This window comes from Vibrio sp. KMM 9700 (genome assembly GCF_058545285.1).
In genome coordinates this window covers 2,332,611-2,355,818 of the sequence record NZ_CM178589.1, presented here as the reverse complement: position 1 = coordinate 2,355,818, position 23,208 = coordinate 2,332,611, and the positions used below count along the sequence as shown (strand labels likewise).

15 protein-coding genes are annotated in these 23,208 nt (G+C 40.8%); 9 read left to right on the top strand and 6 right to left on the bottom strand.

Going from position 1 to position 23,208, the window contains the following annotated elements:
• Nucleotides 1-67: 67 nt before the first annotated feature.
• The 3 genes from AC2VOY_RS10480 to AC2VOY_RS10470 form a co-directional block, all read right to left on the bottom strand.
• Complete coding sequence (locus tag AC2VOY_RS10480; protein ID WP_491831293.1) at nt 68-2,929, bottom strand: CS1-pili formation C-terminal domain-containing protein; 2,862 nt, start codon at nt 2,927-2,929, stop codon at nt 68-70.
• A 10-nt stretch (nt 2,930-2,939) separates the two neighbouring features.
• On the bottom strand, nt 2,940-3,545 hold the full coding sequence (locus AC2VOY_RS10475; protein ID WP_491831292.1) for a hypothetical protein: 606 nt from the start codon (nt 3,543-3,545) through the stop codon (nt 2,940-2,942).
• 246 nt (nt 3,546-3,791) lie between these two features.
• Complete coding sequence (locus AC2VOY_RS10470) at nt 3,792-4,385, bottom strand: hypothetical protein (RefSeq protein WP_491831291.1); 594 nt, start codon at nt 4,383-4,385, stop codon at nt 3,792-3,794.
• Between the two features lie 761 nt (nt 4,386-5,146).
• Between AC2VOY_RS10470 and glgX the strand changes: the two genes are divergently transcribed.
• From glgX to AC2VOY_RS10440, 6 genes are all read left to right on the top strand, one after another.
• The gene (glgX, locus tag AC2VOY_RS10465) at nt 5,147-7,273 is read left to right on the top strand and encodes a glycogen debranching protein GlgX (RefSeq protein ID WP_491831290.1); all 2,127 of its coding nucleotides are present in this window, start codon (nt 5,147-5,149) and stop codon (nt 7,271-7,273) included.
• A 30-nt stretch (nt 7,274-7,303) separates the two neighbouring features.
• On the top strand, nt 7,304-9,514 hold the full coding sequence (malQ, locus tag AC2VOY_RS10460) for a 4-alpha-glucanotransferase (RefSeq protein WP_491831289.1): 2,211 nt from the start codon (nt 7,304-7,306) through the stop codon (nt 9,512-9,514).
• A 45-nt stretch (nt 9,515-9,559) separates the two neighbouring features.
• Nucleotides 9,560-11,842, top strand: a complete 2,283-nt coding sequence (gene glgB, locus AC2VOY_RS10455) for a 1,4-alpha-glucan branching protein GlgB (protein WP_491831288.1) — start codon at nt 9,560-9,562, stop codon at nt 11,840-11,842.
• 93 nt (nt 11,843-11,935) lie between these two features.
• The gene (locus AC2VOY_RS10450) at nt 11,936-14,404 is read left to right on the top strand and encodes a glycogen/starch/alpha-glucan phosphorylase (RefSeq protein WP_491831287.1); all 2,469 of its coding nucleotides are present in this window, start codon (nt 11,936-11,938) and stop codon (nt 14,402-14,404) included.
• A 73-nt stretch (nt 14,405-14,477) separates the two neighbouring features.
• Nucleotides 14,478-15,836, top strand: coding sequence for a glucose-1-phosphate adenylyltransferase (glgC, locus tag AC2VOY_RS10445; RefSeq protein WP_491831286.1), 1,359 nt, complete (start codon nt 14,478-14,480; stop codon nt 15,834-15,836).
• A 114-nt stretch (nt 15,837-15,950) separates the two neighbouring features.
• Nucleotides 15,951-17,585 (top strand): glycogen synthase, encoded by a 1,635-nt coding sequence (locus AC2VOY_RS10440; RefSeq protein ID WP_491831285.1) that lies wholly within the window; start codon nt 15,951-15,953, stop codon nt 17,583-17,585.
• Between the two features lie 98 nt (nt 17,586-17,683).
• On the opposite strand, the gene AC2VOY_RS10435 is transcribed toward AC2VOY_RS10440, so the two are convergent.
• Complete coding sequence (locus tag AC2VOY_RS10435) at nt 17,684-17,998, bottom strand: hypothetical protein (RefSeq protein ID WP_491831284.1); 315 nt, start codon at nt 17,996-17,998, stop codon at nt 17,684-17,686.
• A 273-nt stretch (nt 17,999-18,271) separates the two neighbouring features.
• On the opposite strand from AC2VOY_RS10435, the gene AC2VOY_RS10430 reads away from it, so the two are divergent.
• The 3 genes from AC2VOY_RS10430 to AC2VOY_RS10420 are packed head-to-tail and all read left to right on the top strand — an operon-like array spanning nt 18,272 to nt 21,968.
• Nucleotides 18,272-19,576 (top strand): PTS sugar transporter subunit IIC, encoded by a 1,305-nt coding sequence (locus AC2VOY_RS10430; RefSeq protein WP_491831283.1) that lies wholly within the window; start codon nt 18,272-18,274, stop codon nt 19,574-19,576.
• Between the two features lie 21 nt (nt 19,577-19,597).
• A complete protein-coding gene (locus AC2VOY_RS10425; RefSeq protein ID WP_491831282.1) occupies nt 19,598-20,599 on the top strand; it encodes a LacI family DNA-binding transcriptional regulator in 1,002 nt (333 codons plus the stop codon).
• 13 nt (nt 20,600-20,612) lie between these two features.
• Nucleotides 20,613-21,968, top strand: coding sequence for an alpha/beta fold hydrolase (locus AC2VOY_RS10420; protein ID WP_491831281.1), 1,356 nt, complete (start codon nt 20,613-20,615; stop codon nt 21,966-21,968).
• A 20-nt stretch (nt 21,969-21,988) separates the two neighbouring features.
• On the opposite strand, the gene AC2VOY_RS10415 is transcribed toward AC2VOY_RS10420, so the two are convergent.
• Complete coding sequence (locus AC2VOY_RS10415; RefSeq protein WP_491831280.1) at nt 21,989-22,459, bottom strand: methylated-DNA--[protein]-cysteine S-methyltransferase; 471 nt, start codon at nt 22,457-22,459, stop codon at nt 21,989-21,991.
• Nucleotides 22,456-23,202: a phosphatase gene (locus tag AC2VOY_RS10410; RefSeq protein WP_491831279.1), complete on the bottom strand. Its 747-nt coding sequence runs from the start codon at nt 23,200-23,202 to the stop codon at nt 22,456-22,458. Before AC2VOY_RS10410 ends, AC2VOY_RS10415 begins: the two co-directional genes overlap by 4 nt.
• Between the last annotated feature and the right edge of the window lie 6 nt (nt 23,203-23,208).

Sequence of the window (23,208 nt, the reverse complement as noted above, 5' to 3'; positions counted from 1 at the left end):
CTACTCACATTGTTTAGTTATTGTTTATTCAGATAATCCGGTCTGACCTTATCTACTTTTAATAGAATCAACGCTTCACTAGATTATGATAATACGCTTCATCGGTTAAACTTTGCTGTACCGCATAAGATTGAATTGCATTCACAAATGAAACCTGCTGCGCAGTCAACTCAGATTTAGCACTTGAAGTTAAATACACATATACCAAGTCGCCTAGATCTTTTTCTACAATCTCTACCCCCTGTGGAAGCTGTAAACTTGCCAGTCTATCTTTTATTTGCTCTTGATAGTCTCTTGGATCAAAACCACCCACATAAGTAATTTTAACCGGCTCACCTTGTTTATAAGTGATCACATACTCAGCTGGCTCAATATTCGGAATACAGTAGTTTTCACCAAAGTTAAACATCTGCGCACTATCCACTTTCGGAATAAAGCAGACTAGATCATCTGCAAAGATCTTAAAAGGTTGGCCCTCTTGAACGGTAATTTTATAGATACCATCCGTCACTTCCGCTTCAGACACACAGCCATCGCCAGCACAACTAATGTTAGCAAGTGGGGTTTCGAGCACATCTTTGAATCCAGAAATAAAAGAAAGCACACGCACAACTTTCGTCTCTATATGTTGCACTGTGCCAGGCATAGTAAAGGTTGACGCAGATGTATCTCCCTCACTTTCAAGGTCAACACTCGCGGTATCTAAATAAGCTTCGTATTGCGCATAATCTTGTAATGGCACGACTTGCTTTTTATTATGCACATACTGATTGCTAACCCTTGTTTCATCTTTGGTTAAGACAAGCAAACCTTTCACGTCATCTTCTTCGCGATCTTCAATTTGATCACCCGCATCAATCACAAGGTATGAATTAGCTTTTTGACTAGATAAAGCAAAGGTATTTGGGCTAATAATCTGACTCGATGATAAATTGAAGTTGGTATTATAGTTACCACTGGTATCAATATACCCATACGCACTGGCTGCCGCCATATCACCTGTGTAATTTAAGCTCGTACTCGCATCGGCGACCGATTTGTCCTTATCAAGTTCAGGATAATAGCTGTGTCCCACTTGCATACTTGCATAAGCACCATCAAAGTCACGAAGCAAGTTATCAGCGCGTAGCGAGTTTCTAAAGATTTCAAGATCATCCTCATTTCCTTCAAGGCGACTTTCAAAACTGACTAAATCATCTAAAGGTAAGCTCCACACTATTTGTCCACGAAATTCATTGGAGTGGTTACTTTCTGCCTCAAAGTCATAATCAAGGTTGAATCTCAATGTCGAGCTCAAAAATGCTGGGACCGTAAAACCAGTGGTGATAGTTTGGGTTTTAAAGTCATCGAAATATTCACTATCCGTATTTTCATACAAGTTATAGTTCACATATCCCTGAACACCATAAGGTAAACCAAACCCCCTCGAAATTGTAAATTGTCGATAAGAAGAATCGCCATAGAGATAGCTAGCTAAAATACTCTCTTCATCTAGGTCAAAATCTTCATAGTAAAAACCAAAACCTAAGACATTTAAACTAACGTTATATAAGGTATCCCCTTGGTCAAAGTATTTCCCTGCAATCTCAAAATTTGAGTCGTAAGGTAAATAGGCATTCATCCCAAGTGTATATGAAGCATCATCTTTCACCGCCATCACGCCCGCGCCAAAGGTCACAGGCGCCCAAGGGCGATAGGTCACTAAAGCACGTCCAAAACCATCGCCATCAAGATCATTATCTTTTCGACTATGTGAATCGTTTTCATTGGGATCTATAATTCCATCGCTATTCGGATCAAAATCGTCGAAATCATCGATAAACCCAAAGCGGGTAAAAGTATCCTCTAACACGCCACCGGTGACGGCAAAATCATAACCGCCTACAGGTAAAGTATCATTTGAGGTGTTATATACAGTGTGTATCTCACGGGAAACGACATTCTCACCGGATTTTATTTCAAATACCGCCGTGTAACGCCCTGTTGGTAACTCACTATTTGTAACGAAACCTTGTCCAGTTGGAACATTTTTCTGATAGACAATACGCCCGTTTCGAGTCACGGTGAGTACCCCATCATTAGGTGCAAAATAGAATATTTTTTGTGTCGCTGCGCTGCGCCCAAGTTGCATATTATTGGATGTTGCAAAGGTCACGGCTAATTCTTGGTTAAGCGAGCTTGCACTTAAAAAATCAGTTGAGTTGATAGTCAGTTGGTCACGGTTTAAACCGGCAATCAAACGATAGCGGTTAAATTCATAGTTATAAAGCAAGCGATCAAGCTCAAACTCGTCATCACTTTCGTTATCACGGTAGTAAAACTCAGACTCAACGTTGCCATATGGCAAACCTAAAGTTGTTTCATTGTAGATACTGTAGTTAAAATCGGCATTTTTGGATTTATTCCCATAAAAGTTAATATGGTTTAGAAAGCCCCACTCTTCTTTATATGAGGAGGCATAAACCACACCATCTTGCCCAACGCTATTATCTTGTTCAACAAAACTTGGATTGATAAATAAATACAAGGAGTCCGTAAAGTAATCATACTGAAAGGAATAAGTTTGAGGCTGCAATGAACACGATTGCAATAGACCTTCACACTCTATGCTTAAAGTCTTGCCTGCTTGAAATTCACTGATCATTTGATCGACAACAGAGGATTGAATTTTGTTATCTATGAGAATTTTCTTAAATTCAGCTGTATCTTTTGGAGTTTGCAATTGTAAGCTATCATAGCCTGCGAGAAAGGTAAGTGAATGAAAGCGACCTTGAATATCCTTAAATTTGATTGTTTTTACTTCTTTTTGGTAAAGATCTTTAAAACCTTCTGGGACAGCAGGATTTTCAGCAGCTTGAACACTCAAAGCAGCACTACCACTCACTAGCGGTATTATCAGCATCGTTAAAATATTTAGTTTGATTTTCATATGTATCCACTTATAAATCAAATTCAACCAAAAGTGAGATATCCCCCTCACAACGCACCGCATTTACTGGAATTTGGCCAAAATTTAGGAGTACATCATGGCTTGCTGTTAGCTCATCCTCTTGAGTTTCTGCATCCTCATCAAAAGGAAATGAGAGTGACTGTGTTTTGGATAACTCATCATCACTTGTACTACCGTCAACAAAAATACGCACAAATTCTTTCCCATAATTTCCCGTATCTGTCGGGATAAGAACCAAACCTTGAGAGGATTGCGTGTCATCCGGATCTTCTGATTGTTCAAAACATTGGGTTTGATTTTCATGTAAGGTGAGGAGATGTCGGACAGCGGCATCAGCTTCGACAACATTGGTTGCAGTCACGACTAATTCGGAGTGGACGGAGGATAAGGTATCTGACTCTTCATCGTAAGCTGGATAAAGCACGGGATCGATAAACTTGGCACTAATAGTGCTTGTGAAAAATTCATTTCGTTCAATACGAGTTTGAACAGTAAAGTCTTTTGAGATTTGCTTAGCAAGACAAATAGACGCGCTAAAAGGTATAAGAAAAATACCTAAAAATATAATATTTAATTTTTTAAAAAAATAATTCATCGCCTTTTATCTCATCAATTATTTAAATTTCACTTCAATTTAAAACTATTCTAAATTAAAACTTCCATCACTGAATATCCAGAAAAACCATTATTTTTGTAATGTTTTTGTGATCAAAACAGTCTTATCCGAATTATTTTTTTCACTTATGTTAAGGCATAAAAAAGGAGCGAAAATTTCGCTCCTTTTTCTATTTTGAATATAAACAAATATATTTATTACACCTTAAAAACAAGCGTAATATCATTAAACACTAGCGTCTACCGCAAGAATCGATAGTGTGACAATAGCTTGTGTTGCTTCTGAAGCATCAAAGTTAGTTGACGTTGGTGCAACTGAAGAAATACCAATTGCGATTTCTGATGCATCGTCAGTCGTAGTCTCAGATCCAGAAGTATTCACTATCATGGACTCGCCATTAAACGTAATTGTTGGCTCTACCTCTGTTGGAAGTGTTTGCCCTGACACAGTACGCACTTCATATTTAGCATCGGTCAATGCCCAACTTGCAGGGACAGCTGAATCTAAATCGACTTCATCTTGTTGTGCAATATTATCCCCATTCGCATCTGTAAAATTTTTCGCAAATAAGCTGTCCGTACCGGTTTCAACAATAGATAAATCATTTTGTACACCGCGTAGTTCAAACTCACTGCTATTACCTATGATGTTATTTTGACTATCCACAACAACCATATTACCGCTAGTTACCTGGGTAGTTAAATCCGCAACCCAACGTAAACCTGTAATTTTTGAAGTGTCACCACTAACAGCATTCGCAGCGCCTACAACTCCTAAAGATAAAGCTAAAACTGAAGCAATTTTTGTGAACTTAAGCATAATATATTCCTCTTTCAGTGCTGCTGACTTCGTCTTCCTGACTGAATTCAATAGCACCATAATTTAAATAATAAAAATGAATGACCAACCAAATTAATTAGTAGTATTAATACCTTTTAAAAACACTATTTTTTATGTCACCTATTTAGTACTTTCTTTTGATGAATCTATTAGAACAAAGAAGAAAATAAATTACAAATACAATCAAAAAATTTAACCTTATTTTATGTGCGTGATCACAACTTATTTACTTCATCAATATAACTGAGGTGACATACAAACATAAACACTTGATAATATTGAATATTTTATTTATGTGAACTACATCTAAATTCTCATGTAATGGGTTTTCATTTGTGATCAAGCGCTCAAAAAATATATACTTCAATATAAGCAAATTATTAATACATAATTTTTAATTATTATATAAATTTATTCTAACTTTAATCTTGTTGAAACTTAGACATAAAAATGAATCATAAAGTACTTATATCGACAAGATTAATAATTTAATGGATTGCTTTTATTCTTAATACTTCCCTTTCATTTACATCATAACTGCAACATAAACGAAACATTTACCTTTAAATATCAACAACTTACATTACATTCTTGCAGTTTTTTTTATGCGCTCGGTCACAAATCAATCATTTTATGCCTAAGTTTTATCCTTTTTTGATCTGATTTCACTTTTTATTTTTATTAACTGCTTAAGATGAAGGAACCCTTGTTCTCTTTTTAGTTCTATGAAAGGTTAAAACATGCCACAAGATGCTAACACTTCTGCTGTTTATGCTGCGATCGGAAAGCCATACCCTATCGGCGCAGACTGTCACGATGGTTATGTCAATTTCAGTCTTTATTCAAAAGATGCCACCCAAGTAACCTTACATATTTATTCTGACATGAATGCAAGTTTGCCCTGCCATTCATTCATCTTAGATTCGAGTTTGCATAAACAAGGTCACTATTGGTTTATCCGCGTCTATGGCATCGGCCATGGCTTTTGTTATACCTATCAAGTTGATGGGCCATGGAAACCAGAACAAGGACTACGCTTTGATCCTCGCACCCTGCTTATTGATCCTTACAGCCAAGGCGTGATGATCCCTGACTCATATAAACGTTCACCTCAAGCTTTAGATTGCGCCAATCATAGCGACTGCATGAAGAGCGTGATTTATGATCAAGAGTTTGACTGGCAAGGCGTCACCTCACCCAATCACCCTTTAGCCAATACATTGATTTATGAAATGCATGTGGTGGGTTTTACTAAAGATCCAAGCTCTAAAGTCGACGCCGAAAAGCGTGGCACCTTTGCCGGATTAATTGAGAAAATTCCATATTTAAAATCGCTAGGGATCACAGCGGTTGAGCTGATGCCGATTCAGCAATTTGATATTTATGATGCGCCAGAAGGACGTAAAAACTATTGGGGATATAGCCCGATAAATTTCTTTTCTGTGCACAGTGCTTACAGCATGAATCAAGACCCTATTTCAGCTATTCAAGAATTTAAAACCTTAGTTCGCGAGCTGCACCGCAACGGTATTGAAGTGATTTTAGATGTGGTATTTAACCACACAGCTGAAGGCGATGAAAATGGCCCAACTTTTTGTTTTAAGGGCTTACAAAATGATGACTACTATATTTTGGAGCAGCACGATCAAAGTGCCTATGCCAACTATAGTGGTTGTGGCAATACGTGTAACGCCAACCATAGTGTGTTTCGACGTATGGTTTTAGATGCCCTTTATTACTGGGTAACTGAAATGCATGTTGATGGTTTTCGATTCGATTTAGCCTCTGTCTTATCCCGAGACAGTAACGGTGTACCTTTATCTGAGCCGCCACTTTTAATGTCGATTGATTCCGACCCAATTTTATCTAGCACCAAGATCATTGCCGAAGCTTGGGACGCCGCTGGCCTTTATCAAGTCGGCTCCTTTATTGGCGATCGCTGGAATGAGTGGAATGGGAAATACCGCGATGATATCCGCAGTTTCTGGCGTGGCGATCAAGGCATGATCAGCAAATTTACCAACCGTCTGCTTGGCTCACCTGATATTTATCATCTCGACAGCCATTCCCAGCACAGATCAGTGAACTTCATTTGCGCGCATGATGGCTTCACCTTGCATGATCTCGTTTGCTATAACGAAAAGCATAATTGGGACAATGGTGAGGAAAATCGTGATGGTGAAAACCATAACCTATCAGCCAATTACGGGGTTGAAGGTCCAACTGATGATCCTGAAATTTCAGAGCTTCGATTACGTCAATGTAAAAATATGTTAGCAACCCTATTCTTCTCCCTAGGTACGCCTATGCTGAATATGGGGGATGAAGTTTTGCGCACTCAAAAAGGCAATAACAATGCCTACTGCCAAAATAATGAAATCAGCTGGTTTAACTGGCAACTGGTAAAAGACAACGCAGGACTGGCACGTTTTGTTGCGCTGCTAAGTGCGATTCGCTCATCCGAGGCAACGATTGATTGGAATATGCATCGCTCGCTTGAAGAAGTCCTCTCTGGCGTCGATGTGAAATGGCATGGGGTGAAATTAAACCAACCAGATTGGTCGGATAATTCTCACTCAATTGCTTTGTTTATGGTCCATCCAACCAATGGCGAGCAAATTTATATGGCATTTAATGCTTATTGGAGCCCACTTGAGTTTGAGATCCCCAATTGTTCATGTTGCCAGTGGCACATGTTAGTCAACACGGCAGAAAGTGCTTTAAAAGATATTTATCTATATGAAAACGCCCCAGAAATTAACGCTGAAAAGGTATTAGTCAGAGATCGTAGCATGGTCGTACTGGTTGCTAAACCGACAGATGGGCAAGGAAATCCAAATCACTGTTCTTGTATGAATACAAAATAATTGACGCATCAGTAAATTGACGGAGTAGCTATGTCTAAACCAGTTTTCAAAGATAATAAAGACGCTAAGGGAAAAAATAGCGCACAACAAGTTAGTTTTGAACAAAGGCTCACTCAAAATGGTATTTGTGCGGAATACGTAGATGCTTGGGGGAAGCCTAAACGCGTCGCGGATGAAAACCTAATGCATCTTTTAAATGCTTTGGATGATGACGAAACTTGCTGCCAAAACTTAGATATTTATCTAAAGCCTGTGTATGTCTGGAAAGAAGATCAGCATAAAGATTTTTATCTCCAAGCGAGCTTTCTTTACAACCAAGATAAAACCGCTTGGGACCAAGATAAAATTGCACAAAGCTTTTGGCAGCTTAAAGATGAATTTGGTCACCTCTCACAAGGTTCATTAAGCGATCTCGTCAATCATAAAAAAATCAACAAAATGGACGAGGGATTAGCTTGTTATTTCCCTCAAAAACTTGTCCCTGGCTATTACCAATTATGCTGTTACGTTGCAGGTACAGACGTAGTTCTTCGCAGTCGCATCATTATCGCGCCAAGAAAATGCTATCGCCCTTCGGTCTTAAAAAGACTCAAACTATGGGGGCCAAGCATTCAGCTTTATACCCTGCGTAGTGAACAAAACTGGGGGATTGGTGATTTTGGTGATTTAATTAAGCTCGCTGAAAAACTTGCGCCACGTGGTGCCAGTTATATTGGCGTCAACCCATTACATTCGTTATTTCCACATAAACCTGAGCATGCGAGTCCTTATAGCCCATCTTCACGTTATTGGTTAAATATTGCATATATTGATATGCAGCAAATTGACGGCTTAACTCCTGCCACCCTGGAGTATATTCAAAGCCCTGAAATTCAATCTAAAATCCAAGCTTTACGTGAACATAAATACGTTCAATATCAAGAAGTTTTTGAATTAAAGCTCTCTGTTTTAAAGCGTATATTTAAAGAGCTAAAAACCGATGCGCACCCAAACCTTGTCTTAAGTTTTAATGCTTTTAAAGCCCATTATGGCAAAGGCTTAAGTGATTATGCTTGTTATGATGCGATTTTAGATAAAGATGCCAAACATCCAAAAAACTTTAACCTTGAAGATTGGCAAAGTGTCTACCCAACCCCTGAAGCAAAACAAACACTCGTCTTTAAAGAAGAAAATGAAGAGCTGATTAACTTTTATTGTTTTGCCCAGTGGCAAGCGAATAAACAACTTGAGCAAGTCAACCGCCATATGCATGAGCTTGGCATGTCGATTGGTTTATATCGAGATTTAGCCGTTGGTGTGAATGGTGAAAGTGCGGACACTTGGATGCGTCATGAGCTCTTTACGACCCAAGTCAGCATTGGCGCACCACCAGATGTTTTAAATTATCAGGGGCAAAGTTGGGGTCTACCACCAATGAAACCTTGCGCCTTGGCAGATAATGCCTACAAAGACTTCATTAACTTATTACGTGCGAATCTAAATGCCTGCGGCGCACTGCGAATTGACCATATTCTTGGTTTATTGCGTCTGTGGTGGGTGCCGCATGGTCTGTCTCCCAAAGATGGCGCTTACGTGCATTATCCAATTGATGATCTTTTATCAATTTTGGCCTTAGAAAGTCACCGTCATAAGTGCTTAATTGTCGGCGAAGATCTCGGCACTATTCCTGAAAGTATCAAAGAAAAACTCTTCCAAGCTGGGATTTTGTCCTACAAAGTCTTTTTCTTTAACCGTGCCCCTGATGGTGGTTATTACTCACCCAAAGACTATCCACAACAAGCACTGGCAACTCTTTGTACCCATGATATGCCAACCCTACGCGGCTATTGGCATTGCCTTGATATCAAACTTGGTCAAGAGCTTGGTTTTTTTGATGATCCCGCCACTTTAGATGCCTTGTACCAAGAGCGCCTTGAAGCCAAACAGCAAATTTTAAATAGCCTCGCATGGCATGGTTACTTGCCGCAAGGCAGTCCACAAAATGCCGCGCAAGCCGAAATGACAGAAGAGTTAAACCAAGCATTTCATCTGCACTTAGCACACACCAATAGCGCATTACTCAGTGTACAACTCGAAGATTGGTTGAATATGGAAGAAGCTGTGAATGTGCCAGGCACCTCAATGGAATACCCAAATTGGCGACGCAAAATGTCCATGAATATCGACGATATGTTTGAAAATGAAAGGTTTAGCCAGTTCTTGAATAATTTTAATCAAGTTCGAAAAGAAATTAAATTTTAATGATTAGATGTACCTCTCATCAAGGTATATAGATAGGAGTTATCCATGATGGATTTAGAAAGACGACCAAGTACTCAGCCGTCACAAAAAAGTAAATTACCAACTCTTACGCAAAATGCACTTGATCGTTTACGCCATGCGAATTGTCATGACCCATTTGCCTGCCTTGGCCCTTATGCTTTTTATCCGATGCAAGGGGTACGCACTTGGCTACCTGGTGCAAAAGCCGTTGTCCTTTATGATGCACAAGGTAAAAAAGTATCGATGGAAAAATTGGCAGATGGTTTCTTTGAATACCACGCTCAAGAAGATGAACTCGATTTAAGCTTATATCAATTGGGTGTCGACTGGGGTGAATGCCAAGAAACAATCTATGACCCATACCAATTCCATCATGTTATGCCGTCGATGTTTGATTTAAAAAATCCCCATCAAGCCTATAACTATATGGGTGCGCAATTAGAAGAAATCGAAGTCAATGGCACCCTTATTTCAGGTGTACGCTATTTAGTCTATGCACCGCATGCTAGTGCTATGAGCGTGGTTAGTGAATTTAATTTATGGAATGGTTCACGCCACCCATTGCAACGTTTAGACGAAGGGTTTTGGGGATTATTTATCCCTGGCGTGGATGCAGGCGCGCAATATAAGTTTGAAATCAAAAATAGCGCTGGCGTGAGTTTGCCACACAAAGCCGACCCTTGGGGCTTTCAAGCGCAAAGTTTTCCGTCGTTAACCTCTGTGGTTTATGATCATGACGCCTATCAATGGCATGATGATGCATGGTTAAATCGCCCTGTGACGGAAAAACGTGAGCAGCCACTCTCATTTTATGAGTTGCATGTTGGATCATGGCGTCGTCACCCTGATGGCCGCATGTATACCTATCGCGAACTTGCAGATAGTTTAATTCCATATCTTTTAGAAATGAAGTACACCCATGTCGAATTGATGCCAATCGCAGAGCATCCTTTTTATGGCTCGTGGGGGTATCAACCTGTCGGCTTATTTGCTGCAACAGCGCGTTATGGCAGTCCTGACGATCTCAAATATTTCATAGATAAGTGTCACCAAGTTGGCATTGGCGTGATCATGGATTGGGTGCCAGCACACTTCCCATCCGATGATCATGGCTTAGCCTATTTTGATGGGAGCCCGCTGTATCACGATCCTGATCCACGCCGCGGCTGGCATCAAGATTGGAATAGCTATATTTATGATTATTCGCGCGAACATGTGCGCCTATTCTTAATTTCTAATGCCTTGTATTGGCTGGATAAATTCCATATTGATGGCCTGCGCGTTGATGCCGTGGCGTCAATGATTTATCTAGATTATTCACGCGAGCATGGTCAGTGGCTTCCAAACCATGACGGCGGCAATCATAACTATGATGCCATCAGCCTGCTTCGCTGGATGAATGAAGAAGTCTATCAGCATTATCCAAATGCGATGACCATTGCCGAAGAATCCACAGCATTTACTGGCGTTTCGCAGCCAACTTTCCTAAATGGTCTAGGGTTTGGCTTTAAGTGGAACATGGGTTGGATGCATGACAGCTTAAGCTACATCAGCGAAGAGCCGATTCACCGCCAATATCACCATAATACGATGACCTTCCCACTGATTTATGCTTATTCAGAAAACTATGTCTTGTCTTTATCCCACGATGAAGTCGTACACGGAAAAGGCTCATTAATTGACAAAATGCCAGGTGATGAATGGCAACAAACTGCAAATTTACGTGCTTATTTTGGCTATATGTATGGCCAGCCGGGTAAAAAGCTCAACTTTATGGGCAGTGAGTTTGGTCAAACCTGCGAGTGGCAACACGATAACGAACTCCAATGGTGGTTATTGCAATTTGATCGCCATAAAGGGATTCAAAACCTAATTCGAGATCTCAACCATATCTATCGCGAAACCCCAGCGCTGTATGAGCAAGACTGCATTGATCGCGGCTTCGCATGGCGCGTGCAAGATGACAACTTGCAATCTGTATTCGCGCATGAACGCTACGCTTTTAATGGTGACAAGGTACTGGTTATCTCAAACTTCACCCCTGTGGTGCGTGAGAATTATCGTATTGGCGTTCCTGTCGCAGGAATTTATCAAGTTTTACTCAATACCGATGCGCAAGAATATTGGGGATCAGATTATAAGATTGCGGATAGATTTGAAACCCAGGCCATCGCTTGGCATGGCTATGATCACTCCATTGAAGTCACTTTGCCACCATTAGCGACCCTTTTCTTAAACTTTAGCGCAGAGCAAAAACCTGTCGTGAAACGTAAGAAAAGCACAACGAGTAAAACCAAGCACAAATAACGCATTGACTTATTGTTTACCATCAACCGACCCATCCAGTGATAAAGGGGCTTACAAACATCATTGTGATGGGTAAAACAAAGGAATTGATCGATGACTACAAAATCAACCACACCTTCATTAACTGAAGTGTTAGATCTTGAAAAAAGTCCACTACTTGAAGATGTTGCACGTTATTTTCACTACACCCTTGGGCGTGCCAAGGTACAAAAGTCACATGTTTATCTTTATCATGCAATCGCTCATGCGCTACGTGATCGCCTTGTTGCTCGTTATTATGACAAACATAACCCAACAACCAAAGAACCCGTTCGCCGCGCGGCATATTTATCACTTGAGTTTTTGATTGGGCGCTCCCTTGGCAATGCCGTCTTAAACTTAGATCTTGAGCCAGAAGTGCGCCATATTATTGATACCTATGCGCGTGATTTTGAAGCCTTACGCGATGCTGAACATGACGCAGGACTTGGTAATGGTGGCCTTGGTCGCTTAGCTGCATGTTTTTTAGATAGCTGCGCAAACTTGGAACTACCGGTTGTCGGCTATGGCCTACGCTATGAGTATGGCATGTTCAATCAATGCATTGAAAATAATGAACAAGTTGAGCAACCAGACAAATGGTTACGTGAAGGCAACCCGTGGGAGATTTGTGATATTGAAAACACCAAAACGGTGAAGTTTTTTGGTGAAGTTCATCAATACACAGATAAATATGGCAAGGTGCACTACCAATGGGTCAATACTCAAGATGTGCTTGCTGTGCCCTATGATATGTTGATCCCTGGTTATAAAAATGACCACGTCAACTTATTACGCCTATGGAAATCCGAGGCGACCGATGAGTTTAATCTTTCTGAATTTAACTCAGGGGATTACGCCCAAGCCGTCGCATATAAAAACCTTGCTGAACAAATCACCATGGTGCTCTATCCAAACGATAGCAGCGAAAACGGCAAAGAATTACGTCTGCGTCAGCAATATTTCCTTGCCAGTGCCAGCTTACAAGACATGCTCGATGTTTGGGTAAGCCAACACGGTGAAAACTTCGATGATTTTGCCAAATATCATGTGTTCCAACTAAACGATACACACCCAACGATTGCGGTTGCTGAACTGATGCGCCTGCTTCTCGATGAATACGACCTCGATTGGGATAAAGCATGGCAAATCACCACTAGCACCATGGCATATACCAATCACACCTTATTGCCTGAAGCATTAGAGAAATGGTCTGTGGGCTTATTTAAGTCTTTGCTCCCACGCCTATTAGATATCATCTATGAAATCAACTCTCGTTTCTTACAACAAGTCTCGAACTTCTGGCCATGTGATTGCGATAAACTCCAAGCGTTATCCCTAATTGAAGAAGGTGATAACCCGCAAGTACGTATGGCGCATCTTGCTATTGTTGGTAGCTTCTCAGTGAATGGCGTGGCAGGCTTACATACGCAATTATTAAAAGAAGGCCTATTCAAAAACTTTTATGAGCTTTGGCCTGAAAAATTTAATAATAAAACCAATGGTGTTACACCGCGCCGCTGGCTTGCCCATTGTAACCCTGCATTAAACAAACTTATTTCAGACAAAATTGGATCAGATCTAATGGCCGATTTTAGTAAATTAAGTTTGCTAAAAAAACATGTCAAAGATAAAGCATTAATCACAGCATGGCAGAAAATTAAGTTTGATAATAAAAAGGTTTTAGCCCAAGTTGTCAAAGAAAATACAGGCGTTCAGTTTGAACCTGAAATGATGTTTGACGTTCAAGTGAAGCGTATTCACGAATATAAACGTCAGCTTTTAAATATTTTACATGTTATTCACTTATATAACCGAATAATAAAAGGTGATACTGAAAATTTAACCCCACGCTGTGTTTTAATTGGTGGTAAAGCGGCGCCTGGTTATTATATGGCCAAGCTTATTATTCGTTTCATTAATCATGTTGCCAATACAATTAATGATGATCCTCGAGCTCACAAATACCTTCGCGTTGCATTTATCCCTAATTACAATGTAACTCTGATGGAAAAAATTGCGCCCGCAACAGACTTGTCTGAGCAAATATCAACGGCAGGTAAAGAAGCATCAGGAACTGGGAACATGAAGTTCATGATGAATGGCGCTTTAACTATCGGGACTTTAGATGGTGCAAATGTCGAGATTACTCAAGCACTTAACAATGAACACTTTTTCTTATTTGGTGCTAAAACTGAAGAAATCGACGCCATTAAAGCAACTTATAATCCTGAGCAAATTTTAAATAATAGCTCAGCGCTGCAAGATGTTGTGAATTTAATTCGTAGTGGTCACTTTAATTTATTTGAACAAGATCTATTTAATCCAATATTAGATAGTATTCTCAGTCCAAATGATGCGTGGCTAACAGCTTATGATTTTGAAGATTATATTCGTGCACAAGAAGAAGCGGCTATTTGTTACCAAGACAAAGAGACCTGGACACAGAAAAGTATTATCAATACCGCATCCAGTGCTGAGTTTTCGAGTGATAGAGCAATATCTGAATATAACCAAGATATATGGAATTTAAAGAAAATATAAATATGTAATTTATTAATAAAAAACTTATTAATAAACAATAAATTAAATGATTGTGAAAGTTTAGGAGAGGACTATGGAATACCAACAACGCTATATAAGTAGCTTAGCAAAAGACACCTATGCATTGATTCTTGCGGGCGGTAAAGGTTCTCGCTTGCATGAACTAACCAAAGCGCGCGCTAAGCCAGCTGTTTATTTTGGTGGTAAACACCGCATCATTGATTTCCCGCTATCAAACTGCGTGAACTCAGGTATTCGCCGCGTTGGTATTGCCACTCAATACCGCTCTCACTCTTTAATCCGTCACGTGCAACGTGCATGGGGACATTTTCGCCGCGAGCTTGGCGAATCGGTTGAAGTTTTGCCAGCCTCGCAACAGTGTGGTGATGACTGGTACTCAGGTACAGCCGATGCTGTATTCCAAAACTTAGATATTATCCGCGCCGAACGTCCAAAATGGGTGCTCGTCTTGTCCGGTGATCATGTTTATCGTATGGACTATGGTCAACTCATTGCAGAGCATGTCAAAGCTGGCGCACAAATGACTGTTTCTTGCATCGAAACCCCAGTTGAAGAAGCTGCTGGCAGCTTTGGTGTGATGACAGTTAATGAACAAAGTCGCGTAATTAAGTTCTCAGAAAAGCCTCAACATCCTGATGAAATCCCAGGAAAACCAGGTGTTTGCCTAGCATCAATGGGCAACTATGTATTTAACACTGATTTTCTCATTGAGCAGCTTGAACGCGATGCAGAGAGTATTGAATCCGACCGTGATTTTGGCAATGATATTATTCCATCTATCATTAAAAAGCATCACATCTTAGCTGTACCTTTTCGCGACCCATATAATAATGAAAAACCATATTGGCGCGATGTGGGGACGTTGGATGCCTTCTGGGAAGCAAATATGGATCTCACCTCACCAACGCCACAGCTTGATCTATACGATGCGAACTGGCCGATTTGGACCTATCAAGAGCAACTCGCGCCAGCAAAATTTGTTTTTGATAACGAAGAACGTCGCGGCATGGCAGTGGATTCAACCGTTTCCAGTGGTTGTATTATTTCTGGTGCTCGCATTGAAAAATCTTCTTTATTTTCAAACGTTCGCGTGAACTCTTATACCGAAGTTTCGCAAAGCGTAATTTTGCCAGATGTGGTGATTGGACGTAATTGTAAGATTCACCGTGCAATTTTAGATCGTGGGTGTGAAATCCCATCGAATATGGAAATCGGCATTAATCGCGCCGAAGATATAGCCAATGGTTTCCGCTGCACGGATAAAGGCGTTGTGTTGGTTACGCAAGAAATGCTAAGAGATTTAGCAAAGCGTAAAGCTCAAAATACGCCAGAGGATAAACTCACTTCGCTTGAGCTTGGGAATGTATCGATCTCATTATCATCAAAAGAGACCAATAAAATCTCAGCTTAATCTATTTCAATCCCCTGCTAGCGATTTAGCGGGGTTTTACCCGAGTCTTCGCAAGGTATTTCAATTCCTTGTCATGGCTTGGGTATATTTGTTTATTGAGGAAGAAAAATTATTATGCAAATTCTAATGGTTGCAGCAGAAAACGATGCTGTTTTAGGTGCGAAAGTTGGTGGTGTTGGCGATGTTATACGAGATATTGCACCTGAGCTAGTAAACCAAGGCCACCAAGTGAATGTTGTATTACCTGATTATGGGAATAAAAAACTCATACCATTTAAGCATAAGGTCGCACAATTTGCGGTTCACTTTGCCAATGAGATGCATCCTATTACGCTTTGGGAGCTAAAAGGTGGCGTCTATAGTAAAACCAAAGAAACTCTCTATTTATTTGAAAATGCTTTGTTTAGTGCTCATGATGGCAATGTATATTGCATTGATGATCCCCAAGGTCCTTTCGCTCAAGATGCGACAAAATTTGCCCTCTTTAACGCAGCCGTGTGTGAAGCCATTACCCAAAACCTACTAAACATGCCTGATGTTTTGCATCTTCATGATTGGCACAGCGCCTGTGTTGCACTCCTGCGCGCTTATGATACACGTTATCAAGTGCTGCAAGACTTACCTTGTATTTACAGTATTCATAACCTTGCATTACAAGGGATCCGCCCACTTCAGTGGCATGAGTCTAGCCTTGCAGCTTGGTTTCCGAATCTTCACCCTGATTATCAAAAGATCATCGACCCGCGTTATCAAGATTGCTTTAATCCAATGCGTAGCGGGATTAATCTTGCTGATAAAGTTCACCTTGTTTCAAAAACTTACACTGAGGAGGTGGTGCTCCCTAGCCACCCAGAGCAAGGATTCTTTGGCGGTGAGGGTTTAGAAGAAGATCTTAAAAAAGCCCAACAATCCGGCAAACTGGTTGGAATTTTAAATGGTTGTTACTACCCAAGACAAAGCTATAAGAAACCAAGTAAAGCGGCATTCTATGAGCTTGTGCAGACATCTATTGCACGATGGATCACCAAAACGCCTTATCTTCGCAGTGTTGATTACCTTGCCAACGAACGCGCCAAGCATTGGCAGCAAAGTAAAAAAGGCGGCATTTTAATGACAAGTGTTGGCCGCTTAACCGATCAAAAAATGCTGCTTTTAAGGCAAGAAGTTCAAGGCCTAAGCGCCCTTAGTCATATTTTGAACCAGCTTGATGAGCAAGACGGACGCTTAATTATTTTAGGTAGTGGCGATCATAATCTAGAAGAGTTTTTAGCCAAAACTATGGGTGAGCATGAAAATTTCGTATTTATCAATGGCTACGCTCAAAACCTAAGTGATGAAATGTATAAATATGGTGATGTTTTCCTCATGCCAAGCTCGTTTGAGCCGTGCGGGATCAGCCAGATGCTATCGATGCGCGCCGGTCAACCTTGCATTGTGCATCAAATCGGCGGCTTAAAAGACACTGTTATTCATGATGAAACTGGCTTTAGCTTTAGTGGGGATGATTTAGAGTCTCAAGTTGAACAAATGCTTGCTTGCACCCAAACGGCGATTGATTGCTTTGCTAAGCAGCCAACGAAATGGAACAAAATCAAAAAAGCAGCCAAAGAACAACGCTTTGAATGGAAAACAAGCATTGCGTTGTATTTAAGTGAGCTTTATCTTTGCCCGCACAATATAGGGCAAAAAAAAACACTGAAGACAGAAGCTCCAGCCGAATCTAAGCAAGCGATATCCAAACAAGCTTAGATAAAAAATAAAAAGAAACTCTCCTATTTGCCACCTATGTCAAGCAAACTTGCTTGTGTTTAGGTGGCTTTTTTATCCAAATCGGATTATTTTCCGCCCTATTTATTCCTCATATTTAGGGTTAAAAACCAATATAAACCAGGCACTAACAACACACTTGTCGTGAGCATATCCATCCATGAGTGATACCCAAGCAGCTTCATTAGTCCTGCATAGGTGATAACACTCAGCATAGCAATAATGCTTTGACGAGCTGCCATTCCAACCTGTGCATGCTGCGTAGATAAGGCGTGTGAGCGCAGAGTTTGCCAATGCAAAATAAAAGGCAGCACAAATATCAGCGCCAGACCTGTATGCGTGCTGTAATCTAAACCGAATCTTGGCCAAATACGTAGCCCGTTATCTATCAGCATAATCCCCCACACCCAAACGAAAGCGTATAAATAATACTTGAGCGTAGGCCTTATACAATACACGCAAGCAAGCGCGATAGCGGGTGTATAAATATCAGCCAAAATGGCGAGTATTTGTTGCAAAATTTGATCTTCCTCTAATTTGTTTAAAGACAAAAATGAAACCGGTTTCATTCTATGTCATATTAGCTTCAGAATTTAGTCAAAAATATCCAAAATAAATTTTAACATTTTGTTTTAAATACCTTTTAATAAAGAATTCAAGGATAACATATGCGTTTATTTGACTCATTGTTTCATTTTATAGAGAATAAAATCAGCCCGATTGCAGGTAAAGCAGCAGCTCAGCCTCATATTACCGCAATTCGCGATGGCTTCATTTCAGCGATGCCATTTATGATTGTTGGCTCATTTCTACTCGTTTTTGCTTTCCCACCCTTTACACCAGATACACAATGGGGGTTTGCAAAGGCTTGGCTAGAACTTTCAGCACAATATCAAGACAAACTTCTGACCCCATTCAATATGAGTATGGGAATAATGTCGGTGTTCATTACTTGTTCTATCGCTTATAACCTAGCGAATACATATAGATTAGAGCCATTTATGGCTTCCATGCTCAGCTTAATGACCTTCTTACTTGTCAGCTCTCCAATGACAAACGGACAATTATCGGCTGGTTTTCTTGGTGGCACAGGTATCTTTACTGCGGTGATTATTGCTATTTATACCGTTGAATTGATGCGATTTTTGAAAAAGCACAATATTGGTATTTCGCTACCGGATCAAGTCCCATCAAAAATTAAAGATTCATTCGATCTTTTAATCCCTATTTTAGCTATTGTGGTAACAATTTATCCGTTAAGTTTGTGGATTGAAAGCAGCACAGGTATGCTTATCCCAGAAGCGATTATGACGCTCTTCAAACCATTAATCAGTGCTGCTGATTCACTACCGGCAATCCTACTTGCTATTTTCATTACGCATGTGCTTTGGTTTGCCGGTATTCATGGCGCAGTCATTGTGGCGGGTATGCTGCAAGCTTTTTGGCTTACAAACCTGTCCGCGAACCAAACTGCGCTGGCTGCAGGCGAAGCGCTACCACATATTTTTATGGAACCTATATGGTCTTTTTATATTCTGTTAGGTGGTTCTGGGGCAACTCTAGGACTGGTTGTACTCTTTGTGCGTAGTCGTGCGGTACACCTTAAAACAATAGGTAAACTAAGTTTGGTGCCTTCGGTATTTAATATTAATGAACCTGTCATTTTTGGTACACCTATTATAATGAATCCGGTATTTTTTATTCCCTTTGTCGGTGCGCCATTGATTAATGCAACCATTGCCTATTTATGCTTAAAAGCAGATCTAGTTGGACGTGTCGTATCGGCGGTTCCATGGACGGCACCAGCGCCAATTGGCGCGGCATGGGGTGCGGGATGGATGTTAGGTGCAGCCGTGCTTTCAATTTTATTGATCTTGCTTTCTACCTTGATTTATTATCCATTCTTCAAAGTATACGAAAAGCAACTCCTTGAACAAGAAGCAGCTGAAACAAATGCTCAGCCAACTAAATAATCAAGTTTTATTGAGGTGAATATGCCAACAATTTTAGATGTATGTAAACTTGCTGGCGTATCCAAAGCCACTGTCTCGCGCGTGTTAAATAACACAGGTCAAGTGAAGTTTGAAACGCGTGAGAGAGTTGAAGCAGCAATGCAAACGCTCAACTATAAACCCAGTTCACTAGCCAAGGCGCTCGCCACTAAAAGTAGTAATAGTATTGGACTTATCTTATCTGATTTTGATGGTAACTACTTCGGGGAGTTACTCAAGCAGGCCTCAATCTATGCTGATAAAATTGGTAAGCAATTAATCATTGCCGACGGACATAATGATAGACAAGGTGAAATTGATGCCATTCATTCATTAGTGAGTCAAAAATGTGATGTGATCATAGCCTATAGTCGTAAACTAACTCGTCAAGATGCGATTGCGTTTAAAAAGGATCTCACTGTGCCTATTTTACACTTGGGTCGTCTATTTCCTGATGAAGCGGGTTATTCGATGAGTTTTGACCAAGCACATGCGATAGAAATTGCGCTTACACACCTATTTAAACTTGGACATACACGCATTGCCTACCTTGGCCCTAAACCTTATACTTTAACCACTCAAGTGCGTCTAGATGCTTATTATGCTCATCTAAAAACTAAAGGCTTACCACACTGGCACCTTCAAGCAGGGTTTGATCTTGCTGCTGGCTACCAAACATTTAGCGAGTACTTACACTCGCATCCAAAACCAGAATTTAGCGCTATTTTGGCTGGAAGTGATGATATAGCAATCGGTGCGCTTCGCGCTTGTCGTGAACATGGCATTGAACTCCCCCAAGAGTTATCAATCGTCAGCATAGATAACTTACAAACCTGTGAGTTTGTCTATCCTCAGCTAAGCTCTGTCGATATACCAATAGAACAAATGATTGCAAGACTAATGGACATTGCGGAAATGATCATGCAGCATAAACCCCTGCCTCAAGCTGAAGTCATGCGAGGAGCATTGATTGTACGAGACTCTAGCCAACCGATTAAAAAATAAGGACATTACAGCCATGTTTTCAAGTACAGCGATTGTCGATGGTGACTATTTACACCAAACCCATGAGTTTGAATGCCCACTCGATTACAACCACCCAGAAAACGAAAAGATCCGCGTGATCGCCAGAAGCTTATATTTAACCCAAGATAATGCAGCGGATAATGCTGCGCAAAAGCCTTGGCTGGTATTTTTTCAAGGCGGTCCAGGGTTTGGCTCACCACAACCTGATAACCTGCCTGCTTGGGTCAAACGCGCGTTACAAGACTACCGCATACTCTTTTTAGATCAGCGCGGCACAGGTCAAAGCACACCTGCTACAGCGCAAACCCTTGCGCACCTTTCGCCAGTTGAGCAAGCTGAATATTTAAGCCATTTTCGCGCCGATAATATCGTACGTGACGCAGAATTTATTCGCCAAACTTTTGGCGTTGAAAAATGGGCTATTTTAGGTCAAAGTTTTGGCGGCTTCTGCGCCTTTACTTATCTATCCTTATTCCCTCACTCTCTTGAACAAGTCTATGTCACCGGCGGAGTGCCAACCTTAAATCGCTATCCAGATGCCGTTTATCATCAGACTTACAAAGCGGTTCGACTCAAAAACCAAGCCTTCTTTTTACGCTTCCCTAAGGCGCAAGATCTATGCAAACAAATTGCCGATCACTTGCAAAGCACAGATGAATATCTGCCAAATGGACAAAAATTTGATGTCTTGCAATTTCAATTAATTGGCATTCGTTTGGGCACAGCCAACAGTGAATTAGCATTATATCAACTGCTTGAAAATGCCTTTGTTTCAGTTGTCAATCTACAAGGAAAACTCGAAGCAAGGCTGAGCGATAAGTTTTTGCAACAGATGCTTATTGAGCAAAGCACTCAATTAAACCCTTTATATGCGATTTTACATGAGTCCATCTATTGTCACGGTTATGCCAGTCTTTGGTCTGCGCAGCGTGTGTTTGATAGCCTAGATGAGTTCCATTACCCGCAGGCAAATAGTCAAAAACCACAATCCAAAGACTTTATGTTTGTCGGCGAAATGATTTACCCTTGGATGTTTGAGCGTCTTGAAAAACTCAAGCCATTAAAAGAAGCAGCTGAAATTTTAGCCCAGAAAAAAGATTGGCCAAAATTGTATGACAGAGAAGTGTTAGCAAATAACAAGGTGCCGGTGAGCTGCGCGGTATACGCTGAAGATATGTATGTGCCGATGGAGCTTTCGCGTGAAACCCTTGAGCAAGTTCCCTTTAGCAAAGCTTGGATCACCAATGAATATGAGCACGATGGCCTGCGCCAAGATGGTGAACGTATTTTAGATAAGCTATTTGCAATGGGAAAACAAACTCAAGAGATTATTAAAAACCAAAATTAATCAAAGAATAAAATGCTTTATTAACCCGACTGCTCATGCTCAAGTAGCCAAGCTTTACGCTCCAAGCCGCCAGCATAGCCAGTAAGATTACCATTTTTAGCAATGACCCGATGACAAGGCACTATGATTGAAATCGGGTTTTTGCTATTCGCAAGCCCCACCGCACGCACCGCTTTTGGGTTTTCAATTTTATCAGCAATATCTTGATAACTCGCCGTCTTGGCAAAAGGTAGTTCAGACAACGCTTGCCAAACCTTGGCTTGAAAATTTGTCCCTTGGGCTGCGATTGGAATATCAAAGACTTGGCGCGTGCCATCAAAGTACTCTTGAAGTTGCTGACGGGCTTTTAGCAGCACAGGGTGCTCATCACTATACTTGCCATAACCACTTTGAGTTAAGCGGTCACTAAACCATACCCCAACTAAACCATCTTGATTGGCTTGTAAAATGATGTCACCGATCGGGCTTTGCATGTCTAAATAATAAATCATAGACACAATTCCTTAAACTCTGTGATTGGCGCATGGCCGCGCAGTGCTAAGAAGCTTAAAAACTGCGCCTCGCTATGGGTGATGACTTGCTCACTTGGCATCTCTACTTTATCAAGCAATGCTTGCACTTTATCTAAGCCGCCGATTTCTGTGGCAAAGTGCGCATCACTACCTGTGGTGATAAAGACGCCAATATCTTTGGCAAGGCGTGCAATCTGCTCACACCGCTCAATACTACCGACGCGGCTGTGCCCTTTTAAGGAAGAGTTATTTAATTCAACCGCAACATGATGCGCTTTGGCAGCTTTAAGCACAGTTTCAAAATCAAAGTCATAATTTGGGTTGCCTAAATGCCCTAACGCATCAATTTTACCACTTTCAATCACGCTTAATAACGCCTTGGTATGCGCTGATTTATCTTGCGGTGCAAACACTGCTTCATGAAAGCTTGCAATCACCCAATCTAAACGCTCTTGCGTGCTTGGGTGAATATCTAAACTGCCATCTGGCATAATATTGGCTTCCATACCACGCAAAATCCCAACACCTTCTAAAAAGCGCGGCAAGACTATCTGATTATTGAAAAACCAATAGTGTGGCGCACCCGGCATGCTTGATGCGTGATCTGTTGTACAAAGTAATGCTAAGCCTTTTTCTTTTGCTGCTTTTGCATTTTCAATAATCGTACTGTATGCATGACCGCTTGCATAGGTATGCGTATGGGTATCAACACGTAACTGCATTTTGCG

Bases quoted from the DNA above. Each gene is read 5' to 3' on its own strand.
- AC2VOY_RS10480 (WP_491831293.1), bottom strand. From the start codon at position 2,929: ATGAAAATCAAACTAAATATTTTAACGATGCTGATAATACCGCTAGTG.
- AC2VOY_RS10475 (WP_491831292.1), bottom strand. From the start codon at position 3,545: ATGAATTATTTTTTTAAAAAATTAAATATTATATTTTTAGGTATTTTT.
- AC2VOY_RS10470 (WP_491831291.1), bottom strand. From the start codon at position 4,385: ATGCTTAAGTTCACAAAAATTGCTTCAGTTTTAGCTTTATCTTTAGGA.
- glgX (WP_491831290.1), top strand. From the start codon at position 5,147: ATGCCACAAGATGCTAACACTTCTGCTGTTTATGCTGCGATCGGAAAG.
- malQ (WP_491831289.1), top strand. From the start codon at position 7,304: ATGTCTAAACCAGTTTTCAAAGATAATAAAGACGCTAAGGGAAAAAAT.
- glgB (WP_491831288.1), top strand. From the start codon at position 9,560: ATGATGGATTTAGAAAGACGACCAAGTACTCAGCCGTCACAAAAAAGT.
- AC2VOY_RS10450 (WP_491831287.1), top strand. From the start codon at position 11,936: ATGACTACAAAATCAACCACACCTTCATTAACTGAAGTGTTAGATCTT.
- glgC (WP_491831286.1), top strand. From the start codon at position 14,478: ATGGAATACCAACAACGCTATATAAGTAGCTTAGCAAAAGACACCTAT.
- AC2VOY_RS10440 (WP_491831285.1), top strand. From the start codon at position 15,951: ATGCAAATTCTAATGGTTGCAGCAGAAAACGATGCTGTTTTAGGTGCG.
- AC2VOY_RS10435 (WP_491831284.1), bottom strand. From the start codon at position 17,998: ATGCTGATAGATAACGGGCTACGTATTTGGCCAAGATTCGGTTTAGAT.
- AC2VOY_RS10430 (WP_491831283.1), top strand. From the start codon at position 18,272: ATGCGTTTATTTGACTCATTGTTTCATTTTATAGAGAATAAAATCAGC.
- AC2VOY_RS10425 (WP_491831282.1), top strand. From the start codon at position 19,598: ATGCCAACAATTTTAGATGTATGTAAACTTGCTGGCGTATCCAAAGCC.
- AC2VOY_RS10420 (WP_491831281.1), top strand. From the start codon at position 20,613: ATGTTTTCAAGTACAGCGATTGTCGATGGTGACTATTTACACCAAACC.
- AC2VOY_RS10415 (WP_491831280.1), bottom strand. From the start codon at position 22,459: ATGATTTATTATTTAGACATGCAAAGCCCGATCGGTGACATCATTTTA.
- AC2VOY_RS10410 (WP_491831279.1), bottom strand. From the start codon at position 23,202: ATGCAGTTACGTGTTGATACCCATACGCATACCTATGCAAGCGGTCAT.